This window comes from Actinomadura nitritigenes (assembly GCF_017573545.1).
GTDB lineage: Bacteria > Actinomycetota > Actinomycetes > Streptosporangiales > Streptosporangiaceae > Spirillospora > Spirillospora nitritigenes.
Genome location: NZ_JAGEOK010000034.1, coordinates 37,024 through 56,849, shown reverse-complemented (window position 1 = coordinate 56,849; position 19,826 = coordinate 37,024). Strand labels below are relative to the sequence as shown.

Here is a 19,826-nt window from a genome sequence, read left to right as displayed (position 1 = left end):
CGCTGCGCCGAACCGTTTCCCATAGGGAAACTAAGTTTCGCAGCGTGGACATAGCGAAACCGCATCGGAGCGGCACTGTCAAGGGGCGGGCGCGGGTGGCAACGGAATCGTTTCACTCTGGGGATCGCCGTTTCCCTACCGAAGGGTTACCGTTCCCGACCATGCGCACGGTGCTGCGAAGCCTGGCCGAGCTGGCGATGACGGCCGGCCTCGTCTTCGGCCTGTTCGTCGCCTACCTGTACTGGGGAACCGGCGAGTACACCCATCGGCAGCAGGGCGACCTGCACGACGAGCTGGAACGGCGCTGGAACGCGGCGCGGGTGCACAGGCTCGCGGCGGACGAACCGCGCCGGGAGAAGAGCGGCGCCACTGCCGCGCCCACCGACGGGCAGGCGTACGCGCTACTGCGCATCCCGAAGTTCGGGTCGTCCTACGAGTACACGGTGGTGCAGGGCACCGGCACGGCCGACCTGCGCAAGGGGCCGGGGCACTACCCGGGCACGGCGGGCCCCGGCGAGATCGGCAACATGGCCATCGCCGGTCACCGCACCACCTACGGCGCCCCGTTCCGGCGCAACGACGAGCTGGCGCGCGGGGACGAGATCCTCATCGACACCGCCACCACGACGTTCGTCTACACGGTGACGAGCCGCACCGTGGTGCGGCCGAGCCGCACGGACGTCGCCGCGCCCGTCCCGGAGCACGCGGGGGCGCGCCCCCGCAAGGCGATGCTCACGCTCACCACCTGCCACCCGGAGTTCTCCGCCGCCTACCGGCTGGTCGTGTTCGCCGAGCTGGCGGGACGGCGGCCGCGCGCCACCAGAACCTGATCCCCGTGTTACCGTCTCCCGCACCGGAACAGTGTTTCCAAATTCGGGCTTCCGAGTAGAGGAGGCGGTCGTGGGGCCGCACGCGCACGGCTGGTGGATCCTGCTTCACCTGGTGCTCTTCGTCTTCTGGCTGGGCGGCGACCTCGGGGTCTTCTACTCCAGCCGGTACGTCCTCAAGCCGGACCTGACCCCGGCCGCGCGCGCCACCGCGCTCAGCGTGATGAGCGGCCTCGACCTCGGCCCGAAGATCTGCCTGGTGCTGTTCCTGCCGAGCGGGGTGACGCTCATGGCGCTGGACCCGCACGGCGCCGAGCTGTTCGGCGCGCCCGCCTTCAGCTGGTGGCGGGTCGCGCTCGTGTGGGCGTTCGCGCTGGCCTGGCTCGCGGCCACCGTCGCCGACCACCGCACGCACGGGCGCTTCCCCTGGGTGCGGCGCGCCGACTGGGCGGTCCGGCTCGGCCTGATCGCCGCGCTCGCCGCCGTGGCCGCCTACACCCTGCTCGCCGACCGGCCGTTCGGCGTCACCACCGAGCCGCGCTGGCTGGGCGGCAAGGTGGCGCTCTACACCGCCGCCATCGCCTGCGGGCTCGGCATCCGCCTGACGCTGCGGCCCTTCGGGCCCGCGTTCGGCGCAGTGCTGAACGGCGGCTCCACGCCGGAGATCGAACGCGTGCTCAGGCGCTCGGTGGACGGCTGCCTGCCCTACGTCTTCGGCATCTGGGCGGCCGTCCTGGGCGCGGCGGCGCTGGGCGTGCTCAAGCCCGGCGCCGACCTGTGACCCGTGGACCCGGTGCCGCCCGCTCCGGCCGCGCCACCCGCCGGAGCCGCGTCACCCGCTGTGGCCGAGCGCGCCGGACAGGCGCGCGGCGGCCTCCACCAGCGGCGGCGCCAGCTCGGCCATCCGCGGCTTGAACCGCGACAGCGGACCGGCCACGCTCAGCGCCGCGATCACCCGGCCGTCGTGGTCGAAGACCGGCGCGGCGATCGAGGCGGTCCCCTCCTGCCGCTCGCCCTGCGAGGTGGCGTAGCCGCGCTTGCGGATCGCCGCCAGCTCCTTGCGCAGCCGCGCCTCGTCCACGATCGTCCGCTCGGTCAGCGCCTCCAGCCCGTGCCGGCCGATCAGCCCGTCGACCTCGGCCTCGTCGAGGAAGGCCAGGATCGCCTTGGACGAGCTGCCGGCGTGCAGCGGGTACGGGATGCCGAGGCTGACCTCCACCCGCAGCTCGTGCGGCGGGACGACCTGGTCGACGTACAGCCGGGTGTCCCCGCGGCGGATCGACAGCGTCGCGGTCTCGCCGAGCTGCTGGGCGAGGCGGCGCAGCTCCGGGGCGGCCACCGCGCGCAGGTCCATCCGGGCGAGGTAGGCCCGGCCGAGCGCGATCGCGGCGTGCCCGAGGGCGTACCGGCGGGTGACCGCGTCGACGCTGATCAGGTCGCGGCTGCGCAGCGCGGTCAGGATCCGGTGCACGGCGGCCTTGGTCAGGCCCAGCTCGGTGGCGATCTCGGTGACCCCGAGGTCGGGCCGGCCGCTGCGGCCGAACAGCAGCAGGACGTCCATCGCGCGCTCCACGGCGGCGATCGACCGGCTCTGCCCCTCGCCGTCCTCGGCGGGCGGGGCGGGGACGCTCTGGGAGGTCGCACGACGCGACACGGCGGTTCCTTCCGACGGACCGGGCTCAGCCGCAGTCTAGGCCATCGCGTTTCCCTTGCCGAAACGCTCGTCACCGATTCGGGGCGTTGACACTCGCTCCGGGCGATCGTTACCGTGAGCGGTACAGTGTTTCCTGAAGCGAAACGAAGGACGCGATGCCGTGGCGGTCGACGCACAGACCTTCCGGGCGGTGCTCGGCCAGTGGCCGACGGGCGTCGCGGTGGTCACCACGACCGCCGAGGACGGCTGGCACGGCATGACCGCGGGCTCGTTCTGCAGCGTCAGCCTCGACCCGCCGCTCGTCCTGGTCTGCCTCGCCCGCGACATCCGCACACACGGGCTGATCGAGCGCAGCGGCGTGTTCGCGGTCAGCTTCCTCGGCAAGGACCACGCGGCCATCGGGCACCGGTTCGCCGGCCGCGAGCCGGGCGACCGCTTCGCGCGCGGCACCTGGACCGCCGCGCCCACCGGCGCGCCGGTGCTGGCGGAGGCGCTCGCCTGGCTCGACTGCCGGGTCGCGCACGCCTACCCCGGCGGCGACCACACCATCTTCGTGGGCGAGGTGCTCGCCGCCGAGACGCCCCGGCGCACCGCGCCGCTGCTGTTCCACTCCCGCGCCTGGGGTCAGCTCGCCGACCCGCTGCCCGACGAGGTGACGATCGCCGACACCGGGCTCGCCGCCGCGCTGCACCGCAGGCTCACCGGCTCCGGCACCGCGCCCGCCCGCGTCACCGGGGACGGCGCCGCGCGGCTGCTGGACGCGGTCCGCGCCGCGGGCGTCCGGGTCCGGCTGCCACTCCCGCCCGTCCCCGGCTCCGGCGGCCCGGCGGGGCCGCCCTGGTCGGCGCTGGTCGAGGACACCGCGTCCCTGGCGCGGGTCCCGCACGGCTCCCCGGTGACGGCCGAGATCGCCGACGGGCCGGACGCGCCCCGGCTGATCGCCGCCGCCCGGGCGCGCGGGCTGCCCGTCGCGGGCCGGGTGCGCGACGTCTTCGACCCCGCCCGGCAGGCCGCGGTGCTCGCCGCCGTCGACCGGCTGCTCGCCGCCGGCTGCACCGAGATCGCGCTCGACGAGGGCGCCGCGGCCGCCTCCCCGCTGGTCGTCCGCAACGTGCTGCAGGAGGCCGTGGCGCTGGCCCGGCCGGTGCCCGTGCGGGTGCGGCTGCGCGAGGCCTGCGGCCTCGGCCTGGCGAACGCGCTGACCGCGATGAAGAGCGGCGTGCGCAGCTTCGACGTGACGCTCGGCGGCGTCGACGGCGGCCTGTGCGCCGAGGACGTGCTGTTCCTGGCCGCCCGGCTCGACATCGTCACCCCGATCGACCGGGCCGCCCTGGTGGCCGCCGCCACGGACCTGGAGGCCGTCTGGGGTTCGGCCCTGCCCGGCCGCACCTACCGGGCCGCGTCCTGACCAGCTGAAGGGATCCAGCCGATGACCCAGCCGACGACGCTGACCGGTGAACGGCTCGTCGAGACGATGACCGATGCCGAGCGGGACCGCGCCGCGCGCGTGGAGGCGGTGCTGCCGCGGCTGCGCGAGGCCGCCGCGGCCGCCGACGCGGGCGCCGCGTTCCCCGCCGGGCACGTCGCGCTGCTGCGCGAGGCCGGGCTGCTCGGCCTGGTGGTGCCCGCCGAGTACGGCGGCCTCGGCGGCGGCCTGCGCGACCTGGCCGCCGCCACCTACGCGATGGGCACCGCCTGCCCGTCCACGGCGCTGTCGTACTTCTTCCACAACACCAGCGCCTCGCGCGGCCTGCTGCCGCTGGAGGCGGTCGAGGCCGGCCTGTTCAGCGGCGATGGCGAGGTCAAGCCCGTGCGGGCGTTCGCCGAGAAGGTGCTGAACCGGATGGCAGCCGGGACGTGGATGGCCAACTTCGCCAGCGAGGAGGTGAAGTCGTCGAGCGCGAACATCGCGATCGCCACCACCGCGACCCCGTCCGACGGCGGCTGGCGGCTCAACGGCGTGAAGTCGTTCGGCTGCGCGACCGGCGTCGCCGACACCTACCTGGTGACCGCTCGGCTCGACGGCACCTCCGACGCCGACGGCCTGGCGCTGTTCCTGGTGCCGCGCGAGGCGGCGGGCGTCGCCTCCCGGCAGCCGTGGAACGGCCTCGGGATGCGGGCGTCCAACAACCACGGCGTGACGCTCACCGACGTGTTCGTCCCGGCGGACGAGGCGCTGACGGTGCCCGGCGCGTTCGTGCGGATGCTGCGGATGAGCCGGGGCAGCTTCGTCGGCAACCAGCTGGCGATCTCCGCCTGCTACCTGGGCGCGGCGCAGAACGTCTACGACTTCGCCGTCGAGCGGCTCACCCGCCGGACGTTCGCCGACTCCGGGCGGCCGATCGCGTCCTCGCCGATGCACCAGGTGATCATCGGCGACATGGCCGAGCGGCTGGAGACGGCCTACCTGTGGATCCGCCGCCAGCTGGAGCTGGAGACCTCCGAGCCGCCCCTGCGCCCCAAGCCCGAGGTCTACGCGCAGTGGCGGATCGCCAAGGGCGACATCGCCGAGGCGTGCTTCCAGGTCGTGCTGGGCGCGTTCAAGGCGTGCGGCACCTCGGCGGCCACGATGGACGGCGTCATCGGGCGGGCGCTGCGCGATCTCGCCATGGGCCTGGTGATGACGTTCCCGGCGGAACGGGGCAGGCTCGAGGCCGCGCAGATGGTGACCGAGAGCAAGGAGAACGAGTTGTTCGCGAGCGTCCCGAAATGAGCCCGCCGCACCGCGACCTCGTCGCCGGGACCTGGGCCGCGTCGCCCGGGGACGGCCCCGCCCTGGAGGACCCGGCCACCGGCGGGCCGGCCGGCCCCGCCGGGGTCACCGGCGGCGAGCGGGTGGAGCTGGCGCTGGCCGCGGCCGAGGAGGCGGCGGACGGCTGGGCCGCGCGGCCCGCCGCCGAACGCGCCGCCCTGCTGGACGCGGCCGCCGACGCCCTCGAACCGGTGACGGGCGAGATCGCGGCCCTGGAGGCGTCGGCCACCGGCGTCCCGATACGCCAGACGACGCCGCTCGGGATGATCGTGCCGGGGTCGTTCCGGCTGGCCGCCGAGCAGCTGCGCGGCGGGCTGGACGCGACGCTCACCCGCGAGGACGGCCGCGCGGCCGAGGTGCGGCGGCTGCCGTGGGGCCCGGCCCTGTGCCTCGTCCCGTGGAACGCGCCCGCGCCGATGGCCGCGCACAAGGTGGCCAACGCGCTCGCCGCGGGCTGCCCCGCGATCCTCAAGCCGAGCGAGTACGCCCCGTACGGGAGCCAGCGGTTCGCCGAGGTCGTCGCGGACGTGCTGGCCGGCGGCGGCGTGCCGGGCGGGGTCTTCCAGCTCGTCCACGGCGACGGCCGCACCGGTGCGCGGCTGGCCGCCGACCCGCGGATCCGCGCGGTCTCGTTCACCGGCGGGGCCGTCGGCGGCGCGTCCGTCGCCGCTGCCTGCGCCGTCGGGATCAAGCCGGTGCAGCTGGAGCTGGGCGGCAGCAACCCCCTGGTCGTCATGCCGGACGCCGACACCGGGCGGGCCGCGCGCGCCGCCGTCGACCTCCTCACCACGCTCAACGGCCAATGGTGCCGGGCGCTCGGCCGGCTCATCGTGCCCGAGGGCCGCCAGGACGCGCTCCTCGACGCGATCGGCGAGCGGCTCGCGGCGCTGCGCGCGGGACCGCCTCTGGACGAGGCCACCGACCTCGGGCCGCTGGTCCACTCGCGGCACCGAGCCCTCGTCGCCGCACAGCGCGACGCGCTCGGCGGGCGGATCCTCTCCACGACCAAGGTGCCGGACGAGGGCAACCACCTGGCGCCCGCGCTCGTCACGGGCGTGGACCCCGGTGACGCCACCGAGGAGATCTTCGGTCCGGTCGCGACCGTCCACCCCTACCGGACGCTCGACGAGGCCGTGGCGCTGGCCAACGGCACCGCGTACGGGCTCGAAGGGTACGTGAACGGCACCGACGAGGACGCGGCGCTCGCCGTGGCACGGCGCATCCGCGCCGGGGAGGTGAAGGTCAACGGGTCCAGCGTGATGAGCCTGCACCTGTTCGCGCCCCGCCCCGCCTGGGGCGCGTCGGGGCTGGGCGAGGAGGGCACGGCCGAGACGCTGCGCTTCTTCACCAACGCGCAGGTCGTCGGCGTCGAGGACGGTTTCGCGCTGCACTCCCGGGAACCGTGATGGCGCCGGTGCTGGTGGCCGGGGCGGGGCCGGTCGGGCTCACCGCCGCGCTCACCCTGGCCCGCCGCGGCGTCCCCGTCACCGTCCTGGAGGCGGAGCCGGAGCTCGCCGCCGAGTCGCGCGCGTCCACGTTCCATCCGCCGTCGCTGGAGATGCTGAACGGGCTCGGCGTGCTGGACCGGTTGCTGGAGCGCGGCCTCGTCTCCCGCGCCTTCCAGTACCGGGACCGGCGCGGCGGCGTCATCGCCGAACTGGACCTGTCGGTGCTCTCCGGCGACACACCGTACCCGTTCCGCGTCCAGTGCGAGCAGAGCAAGCTCACCCCGATCCTGTGCGACGAGGTGCTGGGCGCGGGCGGCGAGGTCCGGTTCGGCGCGGCCGTGCGGACGGTGCTGGCGCACGGGAGCGGCGTGGAGGTGACGACCGCACGCGGCGAGCGGTTCCGCGGCGCCTGGCTGGTCGGCGCGGACGGCGCCGGATCGGCGGTGCGGCGCTCCCTCGGCGTGGAGTTCGCGGGCATGACCTACCCCGAGCGGTTCCTGGTCGCCTCGACCACGACCGCCGTCGAGGACCTGCTGCCCGGCATCGCCGCGGTGAACTACGTCTTCGACCCCGACGAGTGGCTGGTGCTGCTGCGCACCCCCGACCACTGGCGCGTCCTGTTCCCGACCCCGGAGGGCACGCCCGACGCCCGCGAGCTGACGCGGCTTCCGGAACGGCTGCGCGGGGTCGCCGACGCTCCGTGGGACGTCGCGCACGCCAGCCTGTACCGCGTCCACCAGCGCGTCGCCGGGACGTTCCGCGCCGGGCGGGTGCTGCTCGCCGGGGACGCGGCGCACGTCAACAACCCGCTCGGCGGGATGGGGATGAACAGCGGCATCCACGACGCCGTCCTGCTGGGCGGCGCCCTCGCGGACGTCGTGGCCGGCGGCCCGGAGGCGGCGCTCGACGCCGTCGCGGCGGCGCGCCGCGACACGGCGCGGTCGTTCGTGCGGCGGATGACCCACGGCAACTGGGAGCGGATGCGCGATCCGGCCGGGTACCACGACGAGCTGCGGAGGCTGGCCGCCGATCCGGCCGAGGCGCGGCGGCACCTGCTGCGCACGTCGATGATCGCCTCGCTGCGGGACGTCGCCTGATGCCCGTGGGCGAGATCGTGCGGGAGAACCCGGCCCGGCCGGAGGAGATCGTCGGCCGGGTCCCGGTGGCGGACGCGGCGGACGTCGACCGGGCCGTCCGGGACGCCGAGGCGCGGCAGCGCGACTGGTGCCGCGTGCCGGTCGAGGACCGCGCCGCGGCGCTGCTGCGGGCCGCCGACGCCGTCGGGGCCATGCCGGGCGTCCCCGAACTGCTGGCCCGCGAGTCCGGCAAACCGGTCGCCGACTGCGCCGGGGAGATCCGGTTCGCCGCCGCCTACCTGCGCTGGGCCGCCGAGCACGCCCCGGCGGCGTACGCCGACCGGGAGACCGACGACGCCGCCGGACGGCTCGTCCTGCGGCGCCGCCCGTACGGCGTGGTCGCGGCCATCACCCCGTGGAACGCGCCCGTCATCCTCACGCTGCTCAAGGTGGGCCCCGCGCTCGCGGCGGGCAACACGGTCGTGGTCAAGCCGTCGCCGCTCGCGCCCCTCGCGGTCGGCCGCGTGCTGGAGGCGTTCCCGCCGGGGCTCGTCCGGGTCATGCACGGCGGCGCCGCGACGGCGCGGGCGCTGGCCGGGCATCCCCGCGTGCACAGGGTGGCGTTCACCGGCGGCGCCGAGGCGGGCCGCGCCATCGGGACGGCCGCCGCCAAGGCGATCACGCCGGTGCTGATGGAACTCGGCGGCAACGACCCGGTCGTGCTGCTGGACGACGCGGACCTCACCGACGCGGCGATGGACCGCCTCGTCATGGCGTCGTTCGCGACCGCCGGTCAGGTCTGCATGGCCGCCAAGCGCCTGTACGCGCCGAGGCCGCGGCTGGCCGAGGTCCGCGAGGCCTATCTCGCGGCGGCGGAACGGACGCTGGTGCTCGGCGACCCCCTGCACCGGGGGACCACGGTCGGCCCGGTCATCTCGGCCGGCGCCGCCGGCCGTGTCCGGGAGCTGATCGCCGATTCGGCGCGGCGCGGCGGCACCGTCGCCGGGTTGGGCGCCGTGCGGATCGACCTGGAGCGCGGCTACTTCGTCCGGCCCGCCCTGGTCACGGGCGTGGACGACGACGCGCCGGTCGTCGTCGGGGAGCAGTTCGGCCCCGTCGTGCCGCTGCTGGCCTACGACGACGAGGACGAGGCGCTGGCGCGCGCCAACGCCGGGGACCTCGGTCTCGGCGCCTCGGTGTGGTCGGCCGACGAGGACCGCGCGTTCGCGTTCGCCCGCCGGTTCGACGCCGGCTTCACGTTCGTCAACACCCACAACCGCACCGGAATGGCGCTGCGCGCGCCGTTCGGCGGGGTGAAGCGCAGCGGGCACGGCCGCGAGTACGGCTTCGAGGGCCTGCTGGAGTACGTGCAGACCTGCGCGGTCCACGCGCCCGCCGCGTTCCGCGCGGGCGGCGCCGGGACGGGCGCGGGCGCCTATCCCGCGTGACGGCCGGCCGCGGCGCCGCCTCGCGCATCGTTACCCGATCGCGGCGCCGCCCCATTGCCTTCGTGTCTCCCGGCGTGCTTAATGGGGGGGCCATATTGGAAACTCCGTTTCTCTAGAAGAAACAGAGTGGTCGCCCTCGGAGGCAGCATGCGCGCCGTCCACGCCGTCCGGACCCTCGCCGCGGCCAGCACCGCCACCCTCGCCCTGACCGCCCTCGGCCCCCTCTCCCCCGCCCACGCCGCCGTCACCCGCGTCCAGACCACCGTCGAGATCCGCTGCGCGTTCACGGTCCTGAACCAGAGCGCGGACTGGTACTTCCCCGCCGGCGCCCCGCAGGGCCTGGTGTGGCTCCAGCACGGCTTCGCCCGCTCCAACGACAACGTCGCGGACCTGGCGTCCAAGTACGCCGCGGCCGGCTACCTCGTCTTCGCCCCCACCCTTCCCACGGCGAACCTGTACGGCTGCACCCTGCAGAACCTCGGCAACAACACCGACTTCCTCGGCAACGTCGCCGACCTGTTCGCCAAGATGTCCGACCCGTCCGACAAGCTCGGCCGCAGCTTCGCCAAGGCGAAGGCGCAGGCCGGACGGTCCGACCTCGCGCTGCCGGGCGCGCTGGTCTTCTCCGGGCACTCGGCCGGCGGCGAGGCCGTCGGCTACGTGGCCGGACGGCTCCGCACCGACAGCCCGGCGGCGTGGGCGCGGCTGCGCGGCCTGGTCCTGCTCGACCCGGTGAAGTCGTTCATCGGCAACAACCTCGACACCGGCCTGAAGGCGGTCGACGGCACCGGCCGCATGGTCCGCACGATCTCCGGGCCCGACGGCACCTGCAACAACAGCGGCAGCGGGACCGACGCCGTCCAGGCCGACGTGCACGCCCCGTTCGTCGGCGTCCGGCTGACCGACGGCGAGCACACCGACGCCGAGGGCGCCAGCACCGACGCCGTCGGGACCCTCGCCTGCGGCACGCCGCAGGCGAAGAACGTCGAGGCCCTGCAGACGTTCGCGGTCGCCTGGGCGAAGGACGCCTTCAGCGGCACGCAGACCGCCGCGTACCTGCCCGGCGGCTCGTACTACCAGAGCAAGCTCGGCGCCGGCCTGATCGAGACGCTGGCCGGGGCCTCCTGACCCGCCCCGTCCGGCGCACCGCCCGCCGGGTCCCGCGGCCGGAAGTTTCCGCCCGCGGGATCTGGCGGAGGGCGCGCCCCGATTGTAGGGTTTTGGAAACAGCGTTTCGCTAGAGGAACCGGGAGGCCCGATGGGTCCGGTCCGGGTGGCCGCCGTCCAGTTCGCGGTGGGCCTCGACACCGCCGCCAACCTCGCCACCTGCCTGCGCATGGTGGACCGGGCGGCGGCCGAGGGCGCGGGCCTCATCGTCCTCCCGGAGTTCTGCAACCGCCTGTCCTGGTACACCGACCGCGACGACGCCCGCCGGCACGCCTGCGCCCCCGGCGGCCCGTTCCTCACCGCCGTCGCCGCCCGCGCCGCCGCGCACGGCGTCCACGTCAAGGCCAACGTGACGCTGGCCGGCGCCGACGGCCGGGTGACCGTGAGCAGCCTGCTGTACGGCCCGGACGGCGCGCTGCTCGGCCGCTCCGACAAGCTCACGCTGATGGGCGCGGAGGGCGACCACCTCGATCCCGGCACCACCGCCGGCCCGGTCATCGCCACCCCGTGCGGCCGCCTCGGCATGTACGCCTGCATGGAGGGCGTCACCAGCGACGTCCCCCGCGACCTGGCGGTGCGCGGCGCGCAGGTGCTGCTGAACAGCCTGAACTCGTTCGCCACCGACGAGGCGAGCCTGCACGTCCCGGTCCGCGCCGCGGAGAACGGGGTCTGGGTGGTGGCGGCCAACAAGGTCGGCCCGCTGCTGCCCGCCGCGCTCCTGCCCGCGATCGCCGAGCGCCTCGGCGTCCCGCCGGACCTGCTGGACGGCGCGGGCGAGAGCCAGATCGTCGCCCCCGACGGGACGGTCGTCGCGAAGGGACCGCGCACCGGCGAGGCCGTCGTCGTCGCCGACATCGACCCGTCGCTCGCCGACCGCAAGACCCGCCCGGACGGCACCGACACGTTCGCGGCCCGGAGGCCCCGGCTGTACGCCCCGATCATCGAGACGCCCCGCCCCCGCACCGCACCTCCGGGCGACGAGAAGGCGGACGCGGCGGTCGTCCGCTCCCCCGACCTGGTGCGGCGGGCGGCGCAGGCGGGAGCCGAGCTGATCGTCCTGCCGGAGCTGGCGTTCGGTCCCGGCGCCGATGCCGGCGGCGTCGTCGAGGAACTCGCCGCCGCGCTTCGCGGCACCACCGCCCATGCGGTGACCAGCGTGCGGGCGGGCGCCGCGCACGCCGCCTACCTGGTGAACGCGGACGGCCTGGCAGGAAGCCAACCGCAACTGCACGCCAGCGCCCGGCATGCCGACTGGGCGACCGAGTACGGCGAGCGGCTCGACGTCTTCACGCTCCCCTGGGGACGGCTCGCGCTCGTCACCGGCGACGACGCCCTCTACCCCGAGGTCTTCCGGCTCGCCGCCATCGCCGACGCCGACGCCGTCGCGGTCCCGTGCACGCCCGCGCAGGACTGGGAGACCGCCCTCGGCCTGCCCGAACGCGCCGCCGAGAACCGGCTGAACGTCATCGCCTCCGGACCGGAGGACGGCCTGATCCTGGCGCTCCCCGCCGACTTCACCCTCTGGACGCCCTGGGAGGGCCCGTTCGAGGGCCGCATCAGCCATCCCCTCGTCACCCGCGCCACCGGACCGGTCACCGTCGCGGCGATCCACCCCGCGCAGGCCGTCAACCGGCTCGTCTCCAAGAACACCGACCTGGTCGGCGGGCGTCCCGCGCACGCGGTCGCCGCGCTGGCCGACGACGCACCGAGCGGAGCGCTCCGTTGAAGGAAACCCCCGAACCGAAGGAGAGCCTGCGGCACGTCGAGCAGATGGTGGACGAGTCCCCCGCCATCGACGTGACCGAGACCTTCCACCGTTACAAGGCGATCCTCGCCGGGCTCAAGGCGAGGATCGACGCGCGGTTCGACCTGGCACGCGACCCGTCCACCGAGGCCCTGGAGTCCTACGGGAACCCGCCCGAGAGCCCCGGCGGGAGCCTGGCCGCCTACAGCGGGCCCGAGGTCGACTGGATGGTCCACTCCTGGCTCGGCAACCCGGCGGCCGGGTTCGCCAACCTGCACCTGACGGTCTGGCTCGGCCCGCACGTCCGGGTGCCGCACCTCGGCATCGCGCTGCTGGTCTGGCCCGAGGGCTGGTTCTACGTCGACTCGGTGCCGCGCACCAACCTCCTGGCCGACGGCGCCTACTACGACGCGTACTACGAACCGCTCAACAGCGGCTGGCTGGCCGTGCGCGAGGACAACCCGGAACTGGAGTGGTTCACCAGCCGGGCGGGGTTCATCAGAGCGAGCCTGTCCCCCACCGCGCACTGCTATTCGTTCCCCCGGTCGGACAAGAACATCGACCTGGTCGAGCGGCTGCTGACCGAGCACGTGGACCGCTGGCTCGGCTGGGTCGACGCGGCCGGGCCCGTGCCGGAGGCCGACCAGCCCGCGCTCGCCGCCGCCGACCTCGCGACCCGCCGCAACATCGCCGAACGCGACCCCGCGAACGTGATGGGCGTCCGCTACTTCGGGCAGGAGACCACCGACCGCCTCGTCCGCGCCCTGTGGGGCGGCGACCGAGAGCTGCCGCGCCCGTGAGCGCGTCCGACGGCACCGGCGTCCGGTCGCTGTGGTGGTCGGCGGACACCGGCGGCGGGCCGGAGAAGGCGCCGTTCGGCACCGCGCACCTGAAGGTGTACTACCCGGCCCGCGCGGAGGGCACCGACGCCGAGCGGCTGTCCGGCGAGTTCCCGCCCGCCCCGGCGGGCGCCCCGTACCCGGTCGTCGTGTTCTGCTCCGGCGTGAACGTCGAGCAGGCGGTCTACCGGCCGCTGGCGTCCGCCATCGCCGCCGCCGGCTTCGTCGCCGTGACGTTCGACCGGGTCGCGGAACTGTTCGGCGGCCGGTACGGCCTCACCCCCGGCGTCGATCTGGACGCCGCGCGGCCCGACGCCTACGGCACCCGGCCGACCTGCCCCGCCATCTCCGCCGTCCTCGACGCGCTCACCGGCATCGACCTGCTCAAGGGGGCGATCGACCTGGACCGGGTCGCGCTCGGCGGGCATTCGGCGGGCGGCACCGTGGTGCTCCAGTCGGCGCGGTTCGTCCCCGGCGTCCGGGCCTGCTTCGCCTACGGGACGCACACCATGGTCGCCACGATGCTGGGCTGGCCCGCCGGCACCGTCCTGCCCGCGCAGGTCAACTGCCCCGTGCTGCTGGGCGTCGGCACGCGGGACGGCGTCATCATGGGCAGCTCCGACCGCTACGGCCAGGACGCCCCGTCCGATCCCGTCAGCCGCACCTTCACCGAGGCATTGCACGACCCGCGCGACCTGCTCGCCGTCGTGCGCGGCGCCAACCACTTCGCCGTCGCGGACCCGGTCGACCCGACCGCGGCCCGCGCCTTCCTCGACCTGGAGCCCGAGACCGACCCCGCCGAGGCCCGCCGCGCCTTCACGGACCTGGCCGTCGGCTTCCTGCGCGCCCATGTGCGCGGGGACGACGTGGTCCCGTCCGCCGACCCCGCGCTCATCGACCTGCGGCGCCGATAGGAGCCACCATGCTCAAGAACTTCTGGTACGCGGTCGAGTTCGCGCACGCGGTCACCCGGGCGCCGAGGCGGGTGACCTGCCTGGGCCAGGACTTCGTCCTGTACCGCAAGCGCGACGGCGAGGTGGTGTGCCTGTCGGACCTGTGCGTGCACCGGGGCGCGGCGCTGTCGGCGGGCAAGCTGACCGGCGACAGGATCGCCTGCCCGTACCATGGATGGCAGTACGAGCCGGACGGCGCGTGCAGCAGGATCCCCGCGAACCCGCCGGGGCGCGGCATCCCGAAGAAGGCCCGCGTCGACTCCTATCCCGTCCGCGAGGAGTACGGGCTGATCTGGGCGTTCCTCGGCGACCTGCCGGAGGACGAGCGCCCGCCCATCCCGCACTTCCCCGAGCACGACGACCCGTCCTTCGCCACCGTGTACGTCGAGATGGTCATCGAGGCCAACTACGAGCGGACGTTCGAGAACGTCGTGGACGCCTCGCACACCCCGTTCGTGCACGGCACCCGGTTCGGCAACCCGGACAGGCCGGAGATCCCCGACTACGAGATCGTCCAGGACGACTGGTCGGCGGTCGCCGACATCGGCCTCAGCCCGCCGCCCGCGAGGGGCCTGTGGAAGCGGCTGTACAAGGAGAAGCCGGAGGAGGTGCTGGTCACCAACGGCTGGTACCTGCCCAACATCGTGAAGCTGCACGTCCGGCTGCCGTTCGGGGACATGATCCTCTACGACCACAACGTCCCCCTCGACCGGAACCGCACCCTCGTCAAGATCGTCGGGTACCGGAACTTCTTCACCGGCCGGTGGGCGGACCGCGACGCCCGCAAGCGGATCCTCAGCATCCTGCTGCAGGACAAGCCGGTCGTGGAGAGCCAGCGGCCGGAGCTGCTGCCCTACGACCTGGCCGACGAGCTGCACCTGCGCAGCGACTCGCTGCAGGTCGCCTACCGGCGGCGGCGCCGGCAGCTGATGGCCGCCGGCTGGTGGGTCGGCGACGAGGCGCAGCTGCCGGTCAACGGCGCGCGCGGCAGCGCGACCGTGATCCCCTCCCCCGCCCGGCGGGAGAACCCGGAGCTGGCCCGCGCCTGGCAGCACCGCGCCCGCGGCGGCGACCCGGCACCCGCGGGCGACCCGGCGTCCGTCGACGCCCCGGCGCCCGCGGCCGAGCCGGTGCCCGCCGGGGAGGCCACCGCCACCGAAGGAGAGAGCGAGTGAGCGTGTCTCCGCCCAAGGCACTGAGCGACCGGACGCTGGCGGCGCTGGCCGGCGTCGAAAAGCTGACGACGGTCCTTGAGAAGGACCTCACCGGCCCGATGTCCCCGGAGCCGGTCGGCGCGCTGACGGTGCTGCGCGGCGAGCGGATCGCCAAGGTCGTCCGCATCGGGCTGACCGTCGCGCAGATCGGCATGGACAGCCACATGATCTTCGCGTTCACCGGCGCGGACTCGGCCGTCCCGCACTTCACGCTCGACTCGGTGCAGGCCGGCGGCTACCTCGCCTACCACATCGACCTCGTCCCGCGCGCCGACCTGGGCGCGCATCTGGAGTACGTCAACGCGGTGTACCAGCCGCTCACGCCGGTGTACGAGGAGGTCCGGGAGCGGTTCGGGCCGTCCACCGCCGCGATCGGCCCGCGCCAGCACGCCATGATGTCGCCCTGGATGCTCGTCAACAGGGCCGACGAGGAGCACTTCGCGGCCATGGGCACCTACCTCGACCGCTACTTCGAGCACTGGCGCGACCTGCTCGTGAAGGGCGTCCCGGACGACGTCCGCGCCACGCTCGCCGGCACCGGCCTCGCCGCGCGCGACGCCCGCAACCGCGCCGCCCTGTTCAGCCCGGAGGTCGACCCGGTGTGGGGGAACGTCGCCCGGCTGCTCGGCGACGAGCAGGCCGAGGAACTGCGCGCCGAACTGCTGACCAACGACCTGCCGGAAGGGGAGCGCGCCGATGCCTGAGCCCAGCGAGTGGCAGAGCCGGATCGAGGGCGAATGGCACGGCCGCCCGTCGCTGTTCGACGCCACCGGCACCTGGCGCGGATACGAGGACATCCGCCGGTCGTCGGTCTTCGAGGACGGCGTCACCACGTACTACATGGACGGCGGCCTGGAGGGCGGCGGCCCGCTCGCCGGGCGGTTCCGCCTCGGCGCGCCGTTCGCGTTCGGCGTCACCGACTCCGACAGCGACCGCGTCTACACCGGTCCGGACTTCCACGGCACCGGGCAGCCCTACGGCGGGTTCGTCGACGCGCACTACTACGGGCCGGGCTGGCAGGCCGACCTCAACACCTGGAACCACGTCCTGCCCGACGGTGAGACGCAGGTGTACTCGTCCACGCTGTACCAGGGCTGGGCCCTGATCGGCTGCTTCAACGGCGTCTACAAGCGCAGCACCGACTACGACACCAACGCCGGGACCAGGGACGCCATCGACCGGTTCCTCGCGGACGAGACCCGCAACGGCCCCATCCCGTACATCCTCCCGACCAAGCAGCGCGGCGTGTACAGCGGCACGTGCGAGCTGTGGGGCGCCGACCAGAAACCGGCCGGCGAGGTCGCCGTCTCGATCGAGCTGCAGCCGATCGACCTGCTGCGCACCCGCCAGCACGTCACCTGGACCGGTGCCGTCGAGCGGAGCTACTCCGTGGTGGCCCGGCGCGACGGGTTCCGCTCCTTCTACGAGGGGCCGGACGCCTGGGGCAACGCGCAGGCGTTCGGCCGGGCGAACTACCCCGTCCTGCACTTCACCGACGTGTGGAAGACCAAGGGCCGCGAGTTCATGATCGACACGTCGCCGGGGATGAGCGCCGGCGAGACCCTCACCGTCGTGTACGAGCTGTTCAAGGGCAACGTCCTGTACGGCGTCCTGCACGGCGTACTGACCTGGGAGGCCGGCGCGTGACCGGGCCGGCGGTGGTCGTCACCGGCGGCACCCGCGGCATCGGCCTCGGCCTCGCCCGGGAGTTCCTGGCGCGCGGCGCCCGCGTCGCCGTCTGCGGCCGGTCGCGGGAGTCGGTCGACAAGGCGCTCGCCGGACTCGGCGACGGCGCGGTCGGCGCCGTCTGCGACGTGGCGGACCGTGACCAGGTGCAGTCGCTCTGGGACGCGGCGGCCGGGGCGTTCGGGCGCGTCGACCACTGGATCAACAACGCCGGTGTCTCCACGACGCGCCGTCCGCTCGCCGACCTCCCTCCCGCGCAGCTCGAAACCCTGGTGGCGGCCAACCTGCTCGGCGTGATGCACGGCAGCGCCGTCGCGGTGCGCGGGATGACCGCCCAGGGCGGCGGCACCGTGTGGAACATGGCCGGGCTCGGCAGCGACGGCCGCACCGTCCCCGGCCTGATCGCCTACGGGTCGACCAAGCGCGGCACCGACTACCTCACCGCCGGCCTCGCCAAGGAGCTCAAGGGCGGCCCGGTCAAGGTCGCGCACCTGTCGCCCGGCATGGTCGTCACCGACCTGCTGACCGTCGGCTACTCCCCCGAAGAGATGGAGAAGGCCAAGAAGGTCTTCAACGTCCTCGCCGACCGGGTGGAGACCGTGACGCCCTGGCTGGCCGACCGGGTGCTGGCCGGGACGAAGAACGGCGGGACCGTCGCCTGGCTCACCACCCCCAAGATCATGGGCCGGTTCCTGCTGGCCCCCGTGCGCAGGCGCGACCTGTTCGGTGCCTCATGAGCGACTACCCGCCCGCGCTCGCCGCCGAGGACTTCGTGCCGGTGGCCCTCACCGCGCTCGGCGTGGCACTGCTCCGGCGCCGGCATCCGCTGGTGCCCGCCGCGGCCGCGCTGATCGTGGCGGGCGGCTTCGCCAAGGCCGCCTGGAAACTGATCGTCGCCGTGGACGGCCCCGACCTGCCCGGGCTGCACGGCGCCCTGTTCCCGCTGCTGGCAACCGGCTTCACCGCGCTGGCGTTCGCGCTGTCGCGGGAAGCGGCCCGCCCGCCGCACCCCGCCGGGTTCGCCGTCCCGCTCGCGGCGGCGCTCGCGGCCTCGGCGGCCCTGCGCGACGCCTGGCCCGCGATGGTCTGGACGATCATCGCCGTGACCGTCGCCGCCGTCCTGCTCCTGCGCTCCGCCGCGCGCGCGGGCGACCGGCTCGCGGCCACGCTCTTCGGCCTCTGGCTGGCCGGACAGTACCTGCTCGGCCCGATGGCGGCGGGGGCCGAGCAGTCCATCGCCCTGCAATGGGCGGAGCAGTCCTGCAACACGCTCGCCCAAGCGGCCTTCGCGTTCGCCGCCTGGCGGCTCGTCGCCACGGCCCCGAGCAAGGAGGGAGTCGCCGCATGACGGACGCACTCGGCTGGCGGCGCAAGTTCGGCGTGATCGCGCCGTCCACCAACACCATCGTCGAGCCGGACTTGCACCGGATGGGCGTCCCCGGCGTGACGTCCCACTTCTCCCGCATCCACATCCGCGACCAGAACATGGCCGGGGACGCGGGCATGGAACGGCTGCTGGAGCAGATCCGCGACGAGATCGGCGCGGCCTGCGAGCGGGTCCTGACCTGCGAGCCCGACTACATGGTGATGGGCATGTCCGCCGAGACGTTCTGGGGCGGCGTCGAGGGCAACAAGCAGTTCGTCAAGCAGATCCACGACATCACCGGGCTGCGGGTCGCGACCGGCGCCGAGGCGTGCGAGCGGGCGCTGAAGCTGTACGGGGCGCGGCGCATCGGCGTCGTCACCCCCTACCAGCCGGTCGGCGACGCCAACGTCCGGCGGTTCTTCACCGAGATCGGCTTCGAGGTCGACCGGATCATCGGGCTGAAGTGCCCGACCGCCGTGTCGATCGCGCACGTCACCGAGGCCGAGCTGCGCACCGCGTTGCGCACCCTCGCCGAGGGCGAGGTCGACGCCCTGGTCCAGTGCGGCACCAACCTGTCGATGGTCACGACGGCGGACGAGGCCGAACGGTGGCTGGACCTGCCCGTCATCGCCATCAACGCCGCCACCTGGTGGATGGCGCTCCGCGACAACGGCATCGACGACAAGGTGTCCGGCGCCGGCTCCCTGCTCCGCGACCACTGAGCCGGCCATGACCAAGGGCGGCTATGTCGACACCGCATGGGGCCAGGTCCACTACCGGATCAGCGGCGAGTCGGGGCCCTGGATCGGCCTGTTCCACGAATCTCCCCTGTCCTGCCGCGTCTACGAGCAGGTCCTGCCGCTGCTGGGCAGGCGAGCCCGGGCCGTCGCCTTCGACACCCCCGGCTACGGCGCGTCCGACCCGCCGCCCGGACCCGGATTCGAGATCCCCGACTACGGTCGCGTGCTGGCGGAGGCGGCGGCCGGGATCGGGATGGAACGCCCGGTGCTCGGCGGCGTGCACAGCGGCGCTTCCCTCGCGCTCGCGACCGCCGCCCACCTCCCTGCGGCGGGCCTGATGCTGAGCGGCGTCCCGCTGCTCACCCCCGAAGAACGGGCGCGCTTCATCGCCGGCTGGACCCCCAAGGCGCCGCTCGACGACCGGGGCTCCCAGTTCGCCTGGGCCGTCGAACGCTACCGGCGCATCTGGGGCCCCGACCTCCCCGACGAGCTCCTCCACCTGGCCGTCGTCGAGCTGATGCGCGTCGCGGACCGCTACGACTGGGGCTACCAGGCGGCCTTCCGGAACGACCCGTCCGAGGCGCTCGAAGCGGTGGACGCGCGAATCCTCCTGCTGAACGCCGAAGGGGACAGGCTCGCCGCCAAGGACGCCGCCGCCCTCGAACTGGCGCGCGACGCCCGCCTCGTCGTCCTGCCGGACCTGCCGGGGCAGCCGCACCTCCGCGCCCCCGCCGCCTTCGCCGCACACCTCCTGGCCTTCACCCAAGAGGTGAACAGAACCACCCCAAGCTAACCCGACCGCCGTGCCATCCCGTCATTCCCTTCCGTGCCGTTCTTCCAGCCAAGCGATGATGTGGTCGGCGGCGCGGTTCCGGTGAACGCGCACCAGACGGTGCGGCACCCCCGACAGCC

19 protein-coding genes are annotated in these 19,826 nt (G+C 74.3%); 18 read left to right on the top strand and 1 reads right to left on the bottom strand.

Going from position 1 to position 19,826, the window contains the following annotated elements; all coding sequences use genetic code 11:
- Positions 1–161 precede the first annotated feature (161 nt).
- Together J4557_RS39005 and J4557_RS39000 are read left to right on the top strand one after the other, a co-directional pair.
- Positions 162–830 (top strand): class E sortase, encoded by a 669-nt coding sequence (locus J4557_RS39005; RefSeq protein ID WP_208271841.1) that lies wholly within the window; start codon positions 162–164, stop codon positions 828–830.
- Positions 831–900: 70 nt separating this feature from the next.
- On the top strand, positions 901–1,608 hold the full coding sequence (locus J4557_RS39000) for a hypothetical protein (RefSeq protein WP_208271840.1): 708 nt from the start codon (positions 901–903) through the stop codon (positions 1,606–1,608).
- 51 nt (positions 1,609–1,659) lie between these two features.
- Here the strand turns inward: J4557_RS39000 and J4557_RS51930 are convergent, their stop codons facing one another.
- Positions 1,660–2,481, bottom strand: coding sequence for an IclR family transcriptional regulator (locus tag J4557_RS51930; protein ID WP_307800462.1), 822 nt, complete (start codon positions 2,479–2,481; stop codon positions 1,660–1,662).
- Positions 2,482–2,641: 160 nt separating this feature from the next.
- Between J4557_RS51930 and J4557_RS38990 the strand changes: the two genes are divergently transcribed.
- The 16 genes from J4557_RS38990 (at position 2,642) to J4557_RS38915 (ending at position 19,707) form a co-directional block, all read left to right on the top strand.
- Complete coding sequence (locus tag J4557_RS38990) at positions 2,642–3,889, top strand: flavin reductase (protein ID WP_208271839.1); 1,248 nt, start codon at positions 2,642–2,644, stop codon at positions 3,887–3,889.
- A 21-nt stretch (positions 3,890–3,910) separates the two neighbouring features.
- Positions 3,911–5,194 (top strand): acyl-CoA dehydrogenase family protein, encoded by a 1,284-nt coding sequence (locus J4557_RS38985; RefSeq protein ID WP_208271838.1) that lies wholly within the window; start codon positions 3,911–3,913, stop codon positions 5,192–5,194.
- Entirely contained in the window at positions 5,191–6,639 is a 1,449-nt protein-coding gene (locus J4557_RS38980; protein ID WP_208271837.1) for an aldehyde dehydrogenase family protein, read from the top strand. Before J4557_RS38985 ends, J4557_RS38980 begins: the two co-directional genes overlap by 4 nt.
- Complete coding sequence (locus tag J4557_RS38975) at positions 6,639–7,778, top strand: FAD-dependent oxidoreductase (RefSeq protein WP_208271836.1); 1,140 nt, start codon at positions 6,639–6,641, stop codon at positions 7,776–7,778. Before J4557_RS38980 ends, J4557_RS38975 begins: the two co-directional genes overlap by 1 nt.
- A 5-nt stretch (positions 7,779–7,783) precedes the next feature.
- The gene (locus J4557_RS38970; RefSeq protein WP_208271835.1) at positions 7,784–9,205 is read left to right on the top strand and encodes an aldehyde dehydrogenase family protein; all 1,422 of its coding nucleotides are present in this window, start codon (positions 7,784–7,786) and stop codon (positions 9,203–9,205) included.
- Positions 9,206–9,331: 126 nt separating this feature from the next.
- Entirely contained in the window at positions 9,332–10,333 is a 1,002-nt protein-coding gene (locus J4557_RS38965; protein WP_208271834.1) for an alpha/beta fold hydrolase, read from the top strand.
- Between the two features lie 130 nt (positions 10,334–10,463).
- Positions 10,464–12,098, top strand: a complete 1,635-nt coding sequence (locus tag J4557_RS38960; protein WP_208271833.1) for a nitrilase-related carbon-nitrogen hydrolase — start codon at positions 10,464–10,466, stop codon at positions 12,096–12,098.
- Positions 12,095–12,916 carry an oxidoreductase gene (locus J4557_RS38955; protein WP_243777043.1) on the top strand — a complete coding sequence of 274 codons (822 nt, stop codon included), beginning with the start codon at positions 12,095–12,097 and terminating at the stop codon, positions 12,914–12,916. The genes J4557_RS38960 and J4557_RS38955 overlap by 4 nt, the downstream gene beginning before the upstream one ends.
- On the top strand, positions 12,913–13,869 hold the full coding sequence (locus J4557_RS38950; RefSeq protein WP_208271832.1) for an alpha/beta hydrolase family protein: 957 nt from the start codon (positions 12,913–12,915) through the stop codon (positions 13,867–13,869). The genes J4557_RS38955 and J4557_RS38950 overlap by 4 nt, the downstream gene beginning before the upstream one ends.
- 8 nt (positions 13,870–13,877) lie before the next feature.
- Positions 13,878–15,083 (top strand): aromatic ring-hydroxylating dioxygenase subunit alpha, encoded by a 1,206-nt coding sequence (locus J4557_RS38945; RefSeq protein ID WP_208271831.1) that lies wholly within the window; start codon positions 13,878–13,880, stop codon positions 15,081–15,083.
- A complete protein-coding gene (locus J4557_RS38940; protein WP_307800461.1) occupies positions 15,080–15,826 on the top strand; it encodes a hypothetical protein in 747 nt (248 codons plus the stop codon). Before J4557_RS38945 ends, J4557_RS38940 begins: the two co-directional genes overlap by 4 nt.
- Positions 15,819–16,769 (top strand): hypothetical protein, encoded by a 951-nt coding sequence (locus J4557_RS38935; protein WP_208271830.1) that lies wholly within the window; start codon positions 15,819–15,821, stop codon positions 16,767–16,769. Before J4557_RS38940 ends, J4557_RS38935 begins: the two co-directional genes overlap by 8 nt.
- Positions 16,766–17,545 carry an SDR family oxidoreductase gene (locus J4557_RS38930; RefSeq protein ID WP_307800460.1) on the top strand — a complete coding sequence of 260 codons (780 nt, stop codon included), beginning with the start codon at positions 16,766–16,768 and terminating at the stop codon, positions 17,543–17,545. Before J4557_RS38935 ends, J4557_RS38930 begins: the two co-directional genes overlap by 4 nt.
- Complete coding sequence (locus J4557_RS38925; protein ID WP_208271829.1) at positions 17,542–18,156, top strand: hypothetical protein; 615 nt, start codon at positions 17,542–17,544, stop codon at positions 18,154–18,156. Before J4557_RS38930 ends, J4557_RS38925 begins: the two co-directional genes overlap by 4 nt.
- Positions 18,153–18,896: a maleate cis-trans isomerase family protein gene (locus J4557_RS38920; protein ID WP_208271828.1), complete on the top strand. Its 744-nt coding sequence runs from the start codon at positions 18,153–18,155 to the stop codon at positions 18,894–18,896. The genes J4557_RS38925 and J4557_RS38920 overlap by 4 nt, the downstream gene beginning before the upstream one ends.
- Positions 18,897–18,903: 7 nt before the next feature.
- Positions 18,904–19,707, top strand: a complete 804-nt coding sequence (locus J4557_RS38915) for an alpha/beta fold hydrolase (RefSeq protein WP_208271827.1) — start codon at positions 18,904–18,906, stop codon at positions 19,705–19,707.
- The last annotated feature ends 119 nt before the right edge of the window (positions 19,708–19,826 follow it).